Source organism: Streptomyces sp. GL_140, from assembly GCF_057834465.1.
Genome location: NZ_JBYQMJ010000002.1, coordinates 24,325 through 38,845 on the forward strand (window position 1 = coordinate 24,325; position 14,521 = coordinate 38,845).

A 14,521-nucleotide genomic window follows, 5' to 3' on the forward strand; every position below is an offset into this window, starting at 1 on the left:
ACTCAGCCGATGTCGAGGCGGGAGCGCAGTCGGCGCAGCACCGTCGGGCCGTAGTGCTCCCCGAGCGGCCGCAACGCCGGCCGGAGCAGCCGGACACCCGGGAAGCGGAAGCCGCCGAGGAACGCGAACCTGGTGCCGTCTCCGTCCGGGACTGCTGCCATGCCCCCCAGTAGGAACCTGCTCTGCATGACGCACCAGCCAGGCTTCAGCACAACGTCGAACCGGGCCCGTACTCCGGCGTATCCGTGGGCGTGCGCCTCAAGCCGTTCCCCGTCGGTCGACGTGATCCTCAGGGACCGGACGTCAGGCAGGAGCACGGGCAGCTCGTTCTCCAGGTCGGCTGCCACGGCCCATACGGCGTCGAAGGGCGCGGGCACCACCTCCTCGACGAACAGGGCGCTCGGCTGAGCTGCGGCGAGGATCTGCAGTCGCCGGACGGTGTCCAGCTCTGCGATGGGCCAGTTGTCTGTCATCGTCCCCAACCCTTCCAGAAGCTTTGGCGGGCTCGCGAGAGCCGCGACTTGACGGTGCCGATGGGCAGGGCGAGCAGTGCGCCGACAGCCTGCTCGTCGAGCCCTTCCAGATCACGGAGCATCAGCACAGCGCGGTGCTCCGGGGTCAGCCTGTCGAGCACGTCGCGGACGTCGAAGGCCAACTGCGGGTCGCCGTGCTCGGGTACATCGCTCAGCTCCACCACGCCGGCACGCGAGGTGCGGCGGGCCATCCGTACCGCCTCCCGCACCGTGATGGCCCGGACCCAGCCGAACAGCGCGGCGGGCTCGTTCAGATGTCCGATGTTCTTGAAGATCACGGTCAGGGCCTCCTGGGCCGCGTCGGGGCCGTCGTCGAGGGCGATGGGCCCTGCGAGCCGCCCGACGTACGGGGCGAGGATGGCGAGCAAGTCCTGCATCGAGATCACATCGCCGCGTTGAGCCGCGCGGACCAGCGAGTCGAGGCGGGCGGGGTCGGTGCCCGGCCCCCGCTCCAGCGGCGTGGGAAGTCTCGTCATCGTCACGACCCGTGGGTGGTTCTCATGGTGCTCTCCGTCCGACGTACTCGCGTTGTCACATAAGAGAGGCAGCCACCCATCCAAACGTTCCCTGTGACGCCCGCCACACCATGGTGGGCGGCTGCGAACGTCCGCCCGATGGATCAGGGCAGGCAATCGAAGCGTCTAGGGCAACCCGTCGCCCGATGACTCCTCCACCGGGCAAGATGCCACCATGAAGGACCTACCTCACGGGCTGCCGCCAGCGAACTCACGGAAGTGGCACAGTCGCCGGTGGTGGGACCAATTGGGATATCTGCGGACGCGATCATTGGCGAACCCGAACTGGTCCCGAGACATACCGTGGCTGGTCAAGTGGTTCCGGAGCGAGCGTTCAACCGCGCTGCCAGAAGACCTTGCCCTCTACGACCAGGCCATCAACGCAGCTCAGCACTATGCGCGAAGCCCCGTCGACTCGGCGGAGGCCGACCGCGCATGGGACCGCGTACTCGAACCGATCGACGAGTTGCTCACACGGCGGCAGGCGCGGCACCTGGACGACGTTCGTCTGGCTCAAGCCGGACGAGGCGATCTCAGTACCTGACCTGATGCTGTCGCCGAGCCGCCCCAGTTTTTGCTCCTGACGCCCCTGAGGAGCCGTCCGCCTACCGAGGCTCGGAATCAGGGACGCAACCGAAGCACGAAGAGCGGTGTGGGGGATCATCAGACGTCATCGCCGTCGGAACTGGAGCCATGGACGTGGAGACAAGGACTGCAACGCGCACGGCAGTCACGCCCTGGGTGGTCGCCGGGATCGGCATCGCGCTCGTCACCGTGGCTCTGCAGGAACGGACGGAGGGGAAGCTCTACGTCTTCTGTCAGCAGCATCCAGAAATCGACCACGTGACGTGGGCGTCTCTCGCCTTGGTACTCGGTGCCCTCGTAGCCACAGTGGTGTCTGCCATCAAACTCTCCCGGCTCCGGCCCCCCGCCGTCCTCCCCGCCGTGACCTGCCTGGCTGCAGTCCTGCTCACCCTGATCGGCGCAGACGCAATCGACGCCTATGGTGAGCACCTGGCTCAGGCCGCAGCAGCACCCGGACGACCCGATGACGGGGACTGCGCCTACGTCGTCCCCACCTACAACGCGACCCCGGGCACCTACTTCCCCTTCACCCGGAACTAACCCCCTCACTACGCTCCCCGAACCGGTGTCCTGTGCCTCACTTCGAACTGCTTCCGAGTTCTTGGACGGGATCCCCGTCCACGGCGTACCTCAGGTCCGCGTGCCCATGCTCCCCGGCATGGGTGTGCAGCCAGTCTTCGGTTTCTGAGGGAACACGCCCGACCAGCCCCGTACCGTCCAAAGTGACCTGAGCGAACTCGCTCTGGTGCGTAATCGCGTTCGGCTCCAGCCCCGACCCGAAGTTCGTGTACGTGCCCGACTACAACCAGGGCCTGCTGTGGAAGATCGCGTTGGATGGGAGCACCGAGAAGGTTCGTCTGGCCTCAGGTCTCAGCGGCGCGTACGGAATCACGGTGCTTCCCCATTCCGGGCCCCGGGCAGCCGGAGATCAAGACGCTGCAGAACAACCAGCAGACGGGTGACCGGCCGGACTTCACCGGCAACATCCTTCCCCCGGTGCCCGCCGAAACGACCATCCACGCCACTGAAGGCTCCACTGTCATCGCCGAGAGTGTCCACGTGGCCGAGGACGGAACCTGGATCTTCGACGCCGGCCTCCCGTGGGTACCCGCTACCCACACGGTGACCGTTACGGCCACACCGTGACCGTGGTCTCTGTCCACGGGAGCCACATCTCCACGCCTGCCACGGTCAGCTTCAACGTCCCGAGCGGAAGGTTGCTCCGGTGCTGCCCAGCAGCGGGCAGCACCGGATGCGGGAGGGCATGGGTCGGCCGGTCCTTATCCGATCGAGAGCACTACAATTCCAGCGATTGTCAGTGCAGCGCCGCTCAACGAAATGGGTTTGATTCTCTCCCTGAAGTAGATGATTGACAGAAAAATGGCGAGCACCGGATAGCATGCCGATACGGCCGTGACGACCGGCGCCAGGTCGGGGCCCCCTTGGATCCCCACATTGATTGCTATCAGCCCGAGCGTCTGAATTAGACCAGCACCCAGAGCGAATCGATTGAAGAGCAGTTTCAACGTGGCCTCATCGAATACCCGCTCTCCGGCTGCAGCCGAGAGAGCAATGACGGGGCACGCCACGGACATCAAAAACAACTGGACCAGGGACACGGTCTGCCAGTCCATAGAGCGCAAGGCCCGGGCCAAAGCGAGGTATCCCGTGCCCCACAGCAGCGCGGTTAGCAACGCCCAGGTTGGCCCGACCCCACCACGCTTCTCGTCGTGTTTGAACGAAAAGGGTCCGCTCGCCGCCAGAACACCCAGCATCACGATGATGAAGCCGCAGATCCGCGGCAGGGAGATCTGGGTGTGGAAGAACGCGACCACGCCTAGTGTTGTGACGAACGGATAAGCACTGGACAGCGGGCTCACGAGACTCACCGGCCCAATATGCAAGGCCTTGAAAAAAGCCAACTGTCCCGCCGCCATGGCTAAACCACCTCCCAGGGCGAACCATAGTCCATTACTGTCCAGCGCCAGACGAGGGTGCCAAATCGCATAGAATGATGCAAAACCGAGGAATCCGATAATATTCACCACGATTACGGCTGCCACCGGGCCGGCATGATGTACAGTTTTTGCCGACCAGAAATCAGCAAATCCCAGCGACATCGCGGATATCAGGCCGCACAGCACCGCAGCGAAGGCACCCTCAGGCATAGCGATTCACTGCGTATTCTTCGAGCCCTTTTCGGTCGATCTTGCCGCTCAGATTTTCAGGAAGCCGAGGCAGGATGATAAACTGCGAAGGAACCATTCGGTGGTCTAGATGCTCGCGCACAAAACTGTTCAGTGTGCCCTGTGTGGGATGCCTGCGACTGTCCTTTGGGGCAATGAAGGCTACGAGGCTTTTGTCTGCCTCGCGATCGCCAACGTTTCTGAGTACGACGACGGCATCACCCACCTCCGGATGGGCGGCGAGTACTGATTCAATCTCTCCGAGTTCGATCCGTAAGGCTCCGAGTTTTACCTGGGTATCGGCTCGACCCACTACGACAATGTTGCCATCCGCCCGTTCACGCGCGAGATCTCCAGTCTTGTACATACGCCCGCTCGGGTGATCGGCGAACGGGTCGGGAACGAAGCACTCGCGAGTTTTGTCTGGCAGCTTGTGATAACCGCGCCCCACTCCATCTCCCCCGACGTACAGCTCACCGATATGCCCCTGGGGCACCGGTGCACGTGTCTCATCAAGAATATAAAGTGCCGTATTCATGATGGGCAGACCGATAGGCAGGACAGTTTCATCGTCCAGGTTGTCTGTCCATGCAGTGGTGTAGAAGGACGAGCTCACCGCCGTCTCGGTAGTGCCATAGGCTGTGACGAAATCAATATGAGCGGAACCAGCTAATTCCTTCCATTCCACGAAACGGCGGGCATGAACTTTATCGCTTCCGGTAATGACTAGACGCAACGACCCCGGCACCGGCAGATTGTGTTCATACAGATGAGCCGTCCAGCCGTGCCACAATGGCGCCGGAATATTGAGCACCGTGTATTCGTTGTCGATAATCTCTTGATTAAATTCCGACATTACAGTGTGATGATTTCCACTGACAATCAATGTGGCACCCGCCAACAGCGGGGGTATCATCTCCTCGGTCGCGACGTCGAAGGCAATCGATGCCATCAGTGGCACACGGTCGTGCGGGGAGATCGCAAACGACTGCACGAATCCCCATGAATGATTCACTACGGATCTCTGCGTAATGACGACGCCTTTCGGGAGGCCTGTGGAACCGGATGTGTACGCCATGTAGGCAGCGCTATCAAGGTCGCTTGCAGGCGGCAGATCTGCCGTGTCTTGCGCCTGCGCAGCGCGTTCCATATCCCCGACGCTCACAACCTGGCTGGCACCATGAGCGGCGGAGGCAGCGATCGACTCATCCGCGACAATCAGGGTGGGTTCGGCATTGGTGATCAAATACTGCAGCCGCTTGGGCGGCAGCTCAGGATCGAGCAGTATGTACGCTCCGCCCGCCTTTAAAATCGCAAGTAAATATAGCGTGATGGCGGGAGTGCGATGCAGATAGCAGCCCACAAATCGTTCACGCGAAACTCCGTGCGCCTGCAGCACACGAGCCAGCTGGTTTGCCTTTGCGTTCAGCTCTGCGTAAGTATATTGCGATGCGCCATCAATGAGCGCGATGGCCTCCGGAGTCCGTTCTGCTTGTTGCTGGAAGAGCTCCTGGATGCATGCGAATGGATAGCCGGTTCTTCCCATAATCTGCCGGTCTCCCCTGATACTGATAGAATTCTTTGCGGGATACGGATCCCGCTCGAGCCACCTGTCCAGCCCTGGTTCACCATCCCCCCTCATATTGGAGATCGAGTCGATGAATGCGGAATGCATCTCGACGCCGCACTCGGCGCTTCATCGGATAGATATTCCTGTAGTGCATCACACCGAGCACCACCTTGAAACAAGGTTGCGCGGTCAACTTGTCGCATGAGCTGCAGAATTGTGCATTTGTGAATGAACTGGGCAGGATGGGTTGCGGATGGTCGCGGCGACCATCTGTGCAGAGCCCTTGGAGATCACGGAGAACACGTTGCGGACGAAATGGTGCGCCTGGCACGCGCAGGGCTCGCCCGCCGCCACCTCCTCGCGACTTCGCATTTGATCCGGCACGAGCCACACGAGCCCAGGTTCTGGAGGGTTGTTCAGGAGCCTCGATCGTTGTTTCCGGCCCTTGATCAACAGCAACGGCCCCGCTCGCTGCAGTGACGCGTTCTCACGCGAGTCAGGCGATTGCGAGGCGGGGCCATTGAGTTGAAGGACAACAACTGGGCTGGATTTGGAACAGACCAGCTCGGCCTCGATGTCCTCCTCGCGTACGGAGAACCGGCCCCTACGGCAACCCGCCTTCCCGGCTCAGGGGCAGTGCACGAGGAACGGCGTGATGGCCAGACAGACAGCGGTGTCGGTGTTGTTCGCCGAGTTGGGGTCGGTGGGTATGCCGGCGACGAGGGTGCAGGACAGGTCTCCCTGCGGCGGCTTCACCGGGACCGTGCCCGCGGGTCAGGCCGGCCTGGCCACTGCCGTCCACGGGGGATGTGCCCAGCACGGCCGTGACATAGGCATGCCCTGGCTGTCCAGCGCGAGGCCGTCGGGTCCGGCAAGTCCACTGCTCACCACGGTGCTCGTGCCATCGGTCAAGTACACCTTGTACAGCTCTCCACCGAAATAGTCACTGGCGTAGCCGTACCCCTGACCGTCCAGGACAATGCCGTGGCTACCGGGCAGGCCGGTGGCCAGGATCGTGGTCGTGCCGGTGGACAGGCCCACCTTGTACGACTGCCCGCTGATGTTGCCGACGTAGGCGTTGCCCTGCCCGTCGAGCGCCACGCTTTGGACGGGGGCGGCCGCTGGGGCGAGGGCGCCGGTCATCGCAGCCGCAAGTAGAACGGTACCGAGGAGGCGAAAATTGCATGCGGAACTGTCCGTGACCGCCTTGTGCTACCCGGAAGTCGGCGCCTTTCGGATCGAATTCGGGGGCCCTGGGTGGCTCCCGTTCCCCCTGTTGTCCCACCCCACCCACGGGAGCGGTAACGGCGCACGGCGGGGGCGCACGGAAGCCTCTGGGTGGCGAGAAGGGGAACGGGCGCTATAACGAGCGCCGGGTGACTCCTGGATGGAGCAGGGAGGCTCATGGGCCAGGGCCTCGCAGTTCCGGCACGCCGAACGAAGCGCTGTACCCGTCCGCCGCGGCTGTCCGGCGGGCGCTTCAGGCGGTATCGGCCGGGCTGCGGTGCAGGTCGCGGAGCATGACCGCGTAGAGGGGTGAGTCCGGGAAAGGGCGGCGCTCGCCGACCTTGGTGTAGTGCCACCTCTCGTACAGGGCTTGGACGCGGGGGTGGGTGGTGTCGACCAGGAGCACGGCCAGGGCCTCGTCGCGGTCGGTGAGGAGTGCTTCGTGGAGGCGGCGCGCTGTGCCGGTTTTGCGCCACTTGCGGCGGACCATCAGCTCGGAGACCGCGAAGGTGGCGTTCGGGTCGGGTGCGGGGGCGACGTGGTCGCGCCACCATTCGCGGCCCGGGTTGGAGGGGGCGCCGTAGGAGAATCCGACCGCATCGGCCGGATCCTCGCCGTCGTAGGCGATCACGCACACGAAGCCGGGGTGAGCGCCCCAGTGGTCGACGAACCACGCGAACCGCTGATTGAACTCGTCGTCCATCTCCTCGGCGTACGCGTCCTCGTGCACGTCCAGGAGGGTCTGGCGGATGCGGCGGAGGTCGGCGTGCCCGAATCGGTCGAGGCGGTAGGGGGCGTGGGGGGCGGCTCCGTCGTAGCGGGCTTCGGTGTCGCGGTCTTCGGCGCTCACGCGGAGTGGCTCCATTCGGTGCGGTAGCGGTCGGCCCAGTCGAGGGCCGCGGTGGCGGACGGAGCGAGGGTGAACAGGTCACGGTGGAAGTCACCGAGCAGGGTCCGCATGCGGCCCGGCAGGGGTGCACCGCGCATCAGTTGGAACGCGGTGTCCGTGGTCTCGCAGGCCTGGTCCAGGTCGCCCTGGTGGAGCTGGGCCAGGGCCAGCCGGGAGGTGGCGAGCGCCCGGTTCCGGCGGAAGGGGTCGGGCAGGACGGACAGGGCCCGGTGGGAGGCGGCTTCGGCTTCCGCCGCGTCGCCGAGGTGGTCGCGGACGATGGCGGTCAGGGCGTGGAGTTCGGCGGGTCCGTAGAAGGCGGTCCAGCTCGGCCGGATCGCGTCGGGAGCCTTGGCGAGAGCCTCGCCCGCGTAGCCGAGGCAGCGAAGGGCGCTCTGGCGTTCGCCGAGGTTGGAGTGGGCGACAGCGGTGCGGGCGTACGCGAGGGACGCGTAGAAGGGATCGCGCCGGCTGACGGCGGTCGACTGCGCGGCCTGCGCGGCCGCGACGGCCTCGGCGTGGCGGCCGCGCTGGTGGGCGAGCATGGCGTGCGAGTTCCACACGCGCATCGTGGTCTCCGTGTCCTGTGCCAGGCCCGCCAGACGCAGGGCCGTGTTCAGGTGCGCCTCGGCCTGGCCGAGCCTGCGCGAGTCGATGCACGACCAGGCCGCGGTCGCGGTGTAGTTCGCCGCGAGGGAGAAGAGGCGCTGCCGAATGCGGCCGGTGGTGGCGCCCTGTTGCAGGGCGAGGGCCTCACGGGCGCCGACGAGGGCGGCCCGTTCCAGGTCGGAGGTGCCGCCTCCCGCATCGTCGGCCGCCATCAGGGTGTCCAGGCCGGCGCGCAGACGCATGACATCGGCGGATCCGGCCGACGGACGCGACCAGGCGGGCGGGTTCGCGGAAGGGCCGGTGGCCGCGGCCGCGCCGACTGCCGCCGCGGTGAGGAAGGTTCGGCGCAACACGGGCTTCTCCTGCTCCTGGCCGGGCCGGCCGGCGGCCGGACCCCGGGGGATGAATCCGAGTTCGGTGACGGTGGCTCCCGCCACCGATTCCAGGGCCCGGCGCAACCGGGCATGGGGCCACCTGTTCTCGCCCGACAGCCATCGGAACACCGTGCGTTCGCTCGTTGTCCCCTGGCGCCCGGTGATCCCGGCCAGGGCGTCGTTGACCAGCTCCGCCAGTGCGGCGGCGGTGAGCTCGTGCTCCCGCATCCAGGCCGCCAGTGCCTCGTTCCTCGGCTCTGCCATACACGCCACGGTAGAGGCGGCGCACCCCGGCCGTCAGGTAAAGCAACAGCCAAGTCGTCAGTTCCGGTGCACGAAGCCCGGCATGGGTTCGTCATGGCCGTGGCCGCCCTGGCGGGAGTTACTGGGGATGTGGGGATGTACGGACGGAGAGAGACCCGTAAGCCCATGAGTCCCCAGAGAGCCCGTAGATCCGTAGATCCGCAAATCCTCGGTAACCGGCGCTCAGGGAACGGATCGTGACCGGCTGCCATACGAGGCCACGCAGCTCCCGGCGCAGGCCCCCCGTATGTCCGATCGGAGGCAGCTGTGCTGGATGTGGAACCCGCGAACCTCGGGGCGCACTGGGCCGCCCGCTGTCACCTCGACCCGGCACAGGTCTGGCGGGAGTGGGACGACGTGCTCGGCGTGGCGCTGTTGCCGGCGGGGCGTCTGTGGGACGCCGTGGCCATGCCGTACCGGCGGCTGCAGGCCATTGCCCGGGATCTGGCCCCATACGGCCTGCTGGACGAATCCGCGATCCTGGCGGACCTGGCGGTGGGGCGGTGTTACCTCTTCACTCCCGTGGGCACCGCCGCGGCGTGGGACGTGCCGGGCACCACCGCACTCGGGGACGGCTGGTGGCTGGTGGCCTCCAAGCCCGGAGGCCACCAACGGCGTACGGGGACATGGGTGCAGGAGCCGGACCGGCGCACTCCCCTCACCGACCCCGTCGTACTGCGGGCAGCGCTGCTCCGGAGTGCGGAGGACGTTTCGTGAACACAACGCTCGGACGTTCGTGGGGGTCGGCTTCGGCATGCCGCCGGACCCGCCGTCCACGTGACCAAAGTCCTCCCGCCCACCCTGCACATTGCGCACACTGTGGACCGAACCACGTAGTTGAACCACGTAGTTGAACCACAGCAACAGCGACGGGAATCGAGCACATGAGCACCACGATCATCACGGAACACCCCGGCTGGCACGAGACCCCGGCCGGAGAGCCGGTACGCGTCGTCGAGCACCAGGGGGTCGCCTGGCTCGCCCGCTGGGAGAGCGAGCGCGAACATCTGCTGCTGCGCCCCCTCGGCACCAACGGCGACGGCGACTCCGAACAGCCACCCGTCGCCTACACCTCCGCGGTCGACCTCCCCACTGCGGCCGAGGGCGCCCTGCTCCTCGACGCCTTGGTGCCCCTCGGCACGGTCGCGCGGCTCACGACCCCCTCTCTCTGGGACGCGATCACGACCGCCCTGCTCCGGCAGGTGGTGACCGCCGCACAGGCACGGAAGCGTCACCGTGCCTTCTACGCCGCCTACGGCCGTACGTTCGACACCCCGGCCGGCCCGCTTCCCCTGGTCCCCTCCCCGGAGGTGGTCCTCGACCTGAGCGACGAGGGATTCGCCGCGGTGGGGGCCCTGTTCAACCGCAAGGGCCTGCGCGCCGCCGCGGCCGCCTACATCGAGCGCGGCGGCCACTGGGCCACCCTCGACCCCGAAAGTCTCGCCAAGGAACTCGTCGAGGTCCCCTACATCGGCCCGTGGACCGCGGCGGCGGCCGCGGCCGACTTCACCGGCGACCACTCCGCGTACCCGCACGCCGACCTGGCGGTGCGCACGTGGGCCCGCCGCGCCGCCCCCGGTCTCACCCTTCCGGACGTCGAGCGCGAGTTCGAGGCCTTGTGGCGTCGTTGGGCACCCACCCGGAGCCAGATCCACGCCCTGACCCTGTTCACTCTCACTTGGGGGAGCCATGCCCGCGTTACCGGCGCAGAAGGAACACCGCACCACCCCTGACCGGATCAGGGATCCGAGCCCTGGCCGAATACCCGGTCCGACCCCCGGTCCGATCGCCGGCGTCGACCCGGCTCACGTCCTCGATGCCCTGTTCGTCAACGCGCCCCTGCGCGACTACGGCCTTCGCCCCCGGACCAACGAGTACACCCTGCCCGTCCTCGGCATGGCCTACATCGCCACCTACGCCCAGGAAGTCGGCGGGTTCAACGTCGGCGTACTGGACGCCGAAGCCCACGGCCTCGGCATCGCCGAAACCGCCAGGTTGATCAACCGCGTCCGCCCTCGCTGGGTCGGCATGAACCTGCTCGCCCCCACGTACGAGATGTCGGCCCGGATCGCCGACGCCCTCGACCCCGGCATCGCGCTCATTGGCGGTGGTCACCACGCCCGCGCCATGCCCGCCCGCGTGCTCGACGACACCCGTATGAGGAACCTCCGCGCGCTCGTCATCGGCGAGGCCGAAACCCGCGTCGCCGCGCTCCTGGCCGACGAACACCGCCGAACGGAACTCCCCGGGGTCATGTGGCGCGACCGGCTGCTCGGCACCCATGGCACCGGCATCGCGCACGGAGGTACCGCGCAGTGGCTCGGCCCGGACATCGACGCCTTGCCCCTGGTGAACCGCGCGTTCCTGCCACAGGATCCGTACGTCGCCGAGGACGGGCGCACAGAGGCGAACATCGTCGGCTCGCGCGGGTGCCCGTACGACTGCGGTTTCTGCGGCGCCGCCGTGTCCGCCAACCCCGACGTCAAGATCAGGGCCAGGTCGCCCGAGGGCATCGTCTCCGAACTCGACCACCTGCACGCCACCTACGGGACGACCGCCTACCGGTTCGTCGACGACCTCTTCCTCGGCGCCCAACGCGTCATCGTGCCGCAGATGGAGGCCTTCACCCGCCACGGAATCGGCGACCGCTACCTCTGGGACGCCACTGGCCGGATCAACGTGTTCTCCCGCCTCGACGACGCCATGCACGCCACCCTCAAGGCGAACGGCCTGCGCGAGGTGGCCCTCGGCATCGAATCCGGAAGCGACCGCGTCCTCGCCCGCATGGACAAGCGGATCACGGCCGCGATGACCGAGGTGGTCACCGGCCGGCTGCTCGCGCACGGCATCAACGTCAAGGGTTACTTCATCCTGGGCTACCCCGGGGAGACGCAGGGGGACCTCGACGCGACCGTGCGGCACATCCAGACCCTGTGGGCCCTCGCCGACCGTCACCCGGGCACGTTCCGGGCAAGCGTGTTCGAGTTCCGCCCCTACCCCGGGACACCCGTCTGGGACACCCTCCTCCGGGCCGGACACCACCCCGACGAGCTGCTCGCCTACGCCGACGTGGACCTCACCGCGGACGGCGCCGACGAATCCATGCGCGCCCGGGACGAGTTCAACTTCTCCGTCGGCATCGAGTTCGGCACCGTGCCGCTGCCCAGGCTGCGCGCCACCCTCGCCATGCTCACCCGCGAGCAGCACGCCCGGAACCGAACGGGGATCCCCGTATGACCAGCAAGATCGCGCCCGGACTCTTCGTCACCCTCGACGGCCCCGGCGCCGTCGGCAAATCCACCACCCTCGAAGAACTCGACCGACTGCTGCGCAACGAGGGCCGGCTGGTCCACCGGACGTGCGAGCCGTCGCACAGTGCCCTCGGCCAGTTCACCCGCGCGAGCGCCTCGTTCCTCGACGGGCACTCCCTCGCCTGCCTGGTCGCGGCCAACCGCTACGAGCACGTCCAGAACGAGCTGCGCCCGATGCGCGACGCCGGGTTCACCGTCATAAGCGACCGGTACCTCGCCTCGTCGCTGGTGCTCCAGCGCCTGGACGGCGTCGCGGAGCAGTTCGTGCTCGACCTGCACCGCGAGGTCATGCTGCCCGACCTCGCCGTGATCCTCACCGCCGATCCGGACGTGATCGCCGCCCGGCTCGTCGCCCGCGGAGTGCGCCACCGCTTCCACCACGACCCGAAGGCGCCGAGCCGCGAGGTGGAGCTGTACGCGGAGGCGGCGCGGACCCTGATGACCTTGGGCGTACGGGTGCTCGTACTCGACTCCACCACGACCGTCCCAAAGGATGTGGCGCGCCGAATCGCCGACGCGATGACCCCGCCCGGCGGTAGCGTCGCGGGCAGCCCCACCAGACCCGACGACCACACGGTGAACCCATGAGCCCCACACCCGCAGCCCCCGTAATCGACACGCACGTGATCCTGCGCGACGGCGACATGATCCTGCTGTCGCAACGCGGAGGGCCGTACGGCCACGGACGGTGGCACGCCCCTTCCGGCAAGCTCGACCAGGGCGAGCCGCTCACCGTCGGCGCCGCCCGCGAACTGCGCGAGGAGACCGGTGTCGAGGTCGATCCCGAGCACCTGCGGCTGGTGCACACCGTGCACCACAAGCAGAGCGGGGCGGTCGAACGGATCGGCCTGTTCTTCCTCGCGACGCAGTGGTCCGGCGAGCCGTTCAACCGCGAGCCCGCGAAGTGCCTCGCACTGACGTGGTTCCCGGTCGACGCCCTGCCCGAGGACATCATCGAGTACCCCGCCGCCGGCCTGTACGGCTATCTCAAGAACGCTGACGGGCTTACCGAACACGGTTGGTGACGCCCGGGGCACCCTTGGCCCACCATTCACGGCGCCCTCCGGCCGCGGGGACTTCACGCGGCCGGCGCGGCCCGGTCAGCGGGCTCGATACGGGCTGCCGAGGTGCATGAGGGGCGTTACCTGCGGCCCCGGTCGACCGCAGCATCCACGCCCGCTCGCACCATGCCGCCCATGCCGCCCATGCCGCCACCATCACTGGTCGACGGGCTCCCAGCCTCTCCCCCTGCACCGTCAGGTCATCGGCCCGTGCGCTCGTAAAGAAGACACCCCCCGACGCGCGCCACATCACCACCGCGAGATGAAGCGGCACGTGGTATCACTCGCCGATATGGAACATCGACCGCAATACGTAGCCTCCGCACCCTTCCGAAGCAGACAGAGGCCGGTTGCGCCCACTTCCTTCCGTCCGCTGCAAACCGACGTCGAAAGGTAGGTCAGGATGGTTACTGACCGTCTGCTCAAACACTACGAGGACAAGTACACCGCCGAGGAGACTGCTGCCGCACCTGATCCCTTATCCCTGTACGACCCCTGGCCACGTCATCGAGCCGCTGCCGCTGTCACTACGCTCGCCCAGTTGTTACCGGATGGCGCGGATGTACTTGAGATGGGGGCCGGCAACGGGGTGCTCGCCGAAAGTCTCCGAGCCGGTGGAGTGCGTTTCGGCAGCTACACGATGAGCGATATTTCGGCCCCTCGGCTTGCCGGAATCCGGCGTACCCTGACCGATCCCCGGTTCCAAGTCGTCTGCGCCGACGCCGAGCGCCCCTCCGAACACATCGCGGGACGGTACGACGCCATCGTGATGGTCGCTCTGATCGAGCATCTCGTCGACCCGATGAGCGCTATGGCCGATATCAGGACGCTGCTCAAGCCAGGCGGATTTGTCTACCTCGACACCCCGAACATCGCCAAGTGGACTCGGCGCCTGAAGCTCGCGCGCGGCGTCTTCCCCTCAACGGCCTCGATCAATGAGGGCTTGACCCGAGGAGACGGCAGCCCGGCCGACCTGCACGACGAGGGGCATCTCCACTACTTCACGCACCGGTCGCTGAGCCTGATGTTGACCGAGCGGTGCGGATATGAATCCGTCGAATTTTATCCGTACTACGAAGCACCGCACCTGTTCGGCGACAGACTCGGTACGTTCCTCGCCAGACAACGGCCCCAGGTGTTCGCCGAGATCAGCGCCGTGGCACGTGTAGCAGGCGGCTGAGGGAGCGGAGGGGGATCGGGCGCCTGCCCGGGACTTCTCCGGAGGCTTGACCAGGGTCTGAGGAAGACAGCGGGGCGTCGGCATCCTCGGCGGCGGCCGTGTTCGGCCGCAGTGCCCAGCCTACGAGGGCCAGGTGGAGCTCGTAGGCTGGGTGTCGTCGGTGTCGCCAAGCCTGACC

General features: G+C 66.7%; 16 protein-coding genes. 8 read left to right on the top strand and 8 right to left on the bottom strand.

The window, feature by feature from the left end; genetic code table 11:
- Positions 1-2 precede the first annotated feature (2 nt).
- Entirely contained in the window at positions 3-473 is a 471-nt protein-coding gene (locus tag AC3IYJ_RS39775; RefSeq protein WP_489403095.1) for a hypothetical protein, read from the bottom strand.
- Complete coding sequence (locus tag AC3IYJ_RS39780; protein ID WP_489403096.1) at positions 470-1,009, bottom strand: RNA polymerase sigma factor; 540 nt, start codon at positions 1,007-1,009, stop codon at positions 470-472. Before AC3IYJ_RS39780 ends, AC3IYJ_RS39775 begins: the two co-directional genes overlap by 4 nt.
- Positions 1,010-1,741: 732 nt before the next feature.
- Between AC3IYJ_RS39780 and AC3IYJ_RS39785 the strand changes: the two genes are divergently transcribed.
- Positions 1,742-2,173 (top strand): hypothetical protein, encoded by a 432-nt coding sequence (locus tag AC3IYJ_RS39785; protein ID WP_489403097.1) that lies wholly within the window; start codon positions 1,742-1,744, stop codon positions 2,171-2,173.
- 456 nt (positions 2,174-2,629) lie between these two features.
- Positions 2,630-2,779 (top strand): hypothetical protein, encoded by a 150-nt coding sequence (locus AC3IYJ_RS39790; protein ID WP_489403098.1) that lies wholly within the window; start codon positions 2,630-2,632, stop codon positions 2,777-2,779.
- A gap of 134 nt (positions 2,780-2,913) precedes the next feature.
- Here the strand turns inward: AC3IYJ_RS39790 and AC3IYJ_RS39795 are convergent, their stop codons facing one another.
- The 6 genes from AC3IYJ_RS39795 to AC3IYJ_RS39820 form a co-directional block, all read right to left on the bottom strand.
- Positions 2,914-3,801, bottom strand: coding sequence for a DMT family transporter (locus AC3IYJ_RS39795; RefSeq protein ID WP_489403099.1), 888 nt, complete (start codon positions 3,799-3,801; stop codon positions 2,914-2,916).
- Positions 3,794-5,365: an amino acid adenylation domain-containing protein gene (locus AC3IYJ_RS39800; RefSeq protein ID WP_489403100.1), complete on the bottom strand. Its 1,572-nt coding sequence runs from the start codon at positions 5,363-5,365 to the stop codon at positions 3,794-3,796. The genes AC3IYJ_RS39795 and AC3IYJ_RS39800 overlap by 8 nt, the downstream gene beginning before the upstream one ends.
- A gap of 651 nt (positions 5,366-6,016) precedes the next feature.
- Positions 6,017-6,145: a hypothetical protein gene (locus AC3IYJ_RS39805; protein WP_489403101.1), complete on the bottom strand. Its 129-nt coding sequence runs from the start codon at positions 6,143-6,145 to the stop codon at positions 6,017-6,019.
- Between the two features lie 18 nt (positions 6,146-6,163).
- Complete coding sequence (locus AC3IYJ_RS39810; RefSeq protein ID WP_489403102.1) at positions 6,164-6,532, bottom strand: hypothetical protein; 369 nt, start codon at positions 6,530-6,532, stop codon at positions 6,164-6,166.
- A gap of 337 nt (positions 6,533-6,869) precedes the next feature.
- Positions 6,870-7,367, bottom strand: coding sequence for a GNAT family N-acetyltransferase (locus tag AC3IYJ_RS39815; protein ID WP_489403346.1), 498 nt, complete (start codon positions 7,365-7,367; stop codon positions 6,870-6,872).
- Positions 7,368-7,462: 95 nt separating this feature from the next.
- A complete protein-coding gene (locus AC3IYJ_RS39820) occupies positions 7,463-8,752 on the bottom strand; it encodes an NsdA family TPR-like regulatory protein (protein ID WP_489403103.1) in 1,290 nt (429 codons plus the stop codon).
- A 306-nt stretch (positions 8,753-9,058) separates the two neighbouring features.
- On the opposite strand from AC3IYJ_RS39820, the gene AC3IYJ_RS39825 reads away from it, so the two are divergent.
- From AC3IYJ_RS39825 to AC3IYJ_RS39850, 6 genes are all read left to right on the top strand, one after another.
- Entirely contained in the window at positions 9,059-9,508 is a 450-nt protein-coding gene (locus AC3IYJ_RS39825; protein WP_489403104.1) for a hypothetical protein, read from the top strand.
- Positions 9,509-9,675: 167 nt separating this feature from the next.
- The gene (locus tag AC3IYJ_RS39830) at positions 9,676-10,524 is read left to right on the top strand and encodes a DNA glycosylase family protein (protein ID WP_489403105.1); all 849 of its coding nucleotides are present in this window, start codon (positions 9,676-9,678) and stop codon (positions 10,522-10,524) included.
- Positions 10,481-12,028, top strand: coding sequence for a B12-binding domain-containing radical SAM protein (locus AC3IYJ_RS39835; RefSeq protein ID WP_489403106.1), 1,548 nt, complete (start codon positions 10,481-10,483; stop codon positions 12,026-12,028). The genes AC3IYJ_RS39830 and AC3IYJ_RS39835 overlap by 44 nt, the downstream gene beginning before the upstream one ends.
- On the top strand, positions 12,025-12,690 hold the full coding sequence (locus tag AC3IYJ_RS39840) for a dTMP kinase (protein ID WP_489403107.1): 666 nt from the start codon (positions 12,025-12,027) through the stop codon (positions 12,688-12,690). The genes AC3IYJ_RS39835 and AC3IYJ_RS39840 overlap by 4 nt, the downstream gene beginning before the upstream one ends.
- Positions 12,687-13,127, top strand: a complete 441-nt coding sequence (locus tag AC3IYJ_RS39845) for an NUDIX hydrolase (RefSeq protein WP_489403108.1) — start codon at positions 12,687-12,689, stop codon at positions 13,125-13,127. The genes AC3IYJ_RS39840 and AC3IYJ_RS39845 overlap by 4 nt, the downstream gene beginning before the upstream one ends.
- A 439-nt stretch (positions 13,128-13,566) precedes the next feature.
- The gene (locus tag AC3IYJ_RS39850; RefSeq protein ID WP_489403109.1) at positions 13,567-14,343 is read left to right on the top strand and encodes a class I SAM-dependent methyltransferase; all 777 of its coding nucleotides are present in this window, start codon (positions 13,567-13,569) and stop codon (positions 14,341-14,343) included.
- Positions 14,344-14,521 lie beyond the last annotated feature (178 nt).

Bases quoted from the DNA above. Each gene is read 5' to 3' on its own strand.
- AC3IYJ_RS39775 (WP_489403095.1), bottom strand. From the start codon at position 473: ATGACAGACAACTGGCCCATCGCAGAGCTGGACACCGTCCGGCGACTG.
- AC3IYJ_RS39780 (WP_489403096.1), bottom strand. From the start codon at position 1,009: ATGACGAGACTTCCCACGCCGCTGGAGCGGGGGCCGGGCACCGACCCC.
- AC3IYJ_RS39785 (WP_489403097.1), top strand. From the start codon at position 1,742: ATGGACGTGGAGACAAGGACTGCAACGCGCACGGCAGTCACGCCCTGG.
- AC3IYJ_RS39795 (WP_489403099.1), bottom strand. From the start codon at position 3,801: ATGCCTGAGGGTGCCTTCGCTGCGGTGCTGTGCGGCCTGATATCCGCG.
- AC3IYJ_RS39800 (WP_489403100.1), bottom strand. From the start codon at position 5,365: ATGGGAAGAACCGGCTATCCATTCGCATGCATCCAGGAGCTCTTCCAG.
- AC3IYJ_RS39810 (WP_489403102.1), bottom strand. From the start codon at position 6,532: ATGACCGGCGCCCTCGCCCCAGCGGCCGCCCCCGTCCAAAGCGTGGCG.
- AC3IYJ_RS39820 (WP_489403103.1), bottom strand. From the start codon at position 8,752: ATGGCAGAGCCGAGGAACGAGGCACTGGCGGCCTGGATGCGGGAGCAC.
- AC3IYJ_RS39830 (WP_489403105.1), top strand. From the start codon at position 9,676: ATGAGCACCACGATCATCACGGAACACCCCGGCTGGCACGAGACCCCG.
- AC3IYJ_RS39835 (WP_489403106.1), top strand. From the start codon at position 10,481: ATGCCCGCGTTACCGGCGCAGAAGGAACACCGCACCACCCCTGACCGG.
- AC3IYJ_RS39840 (WP_489403107.1), top strand. From the start codon at position 12,025: ATGACCAGCAAGATCGCGCCCGGACTCTTCGTCACCCTCGACGGCCCC.
- AC3IYJ_RS39845 (WP_489403108.1), top strand. From the start codon at position 12,687: ATGAGCCCCACACCCGCAGCCCCCGTAATCGACACGCACGTGATCCTG.
- AC3IYJ_RS39850 (WP_489403109.1), top strand. From the start codon at position 13,567: ATGGTTACTGACCGTCTGCTCAAACACTACGAGGACAAGTACACCGCC.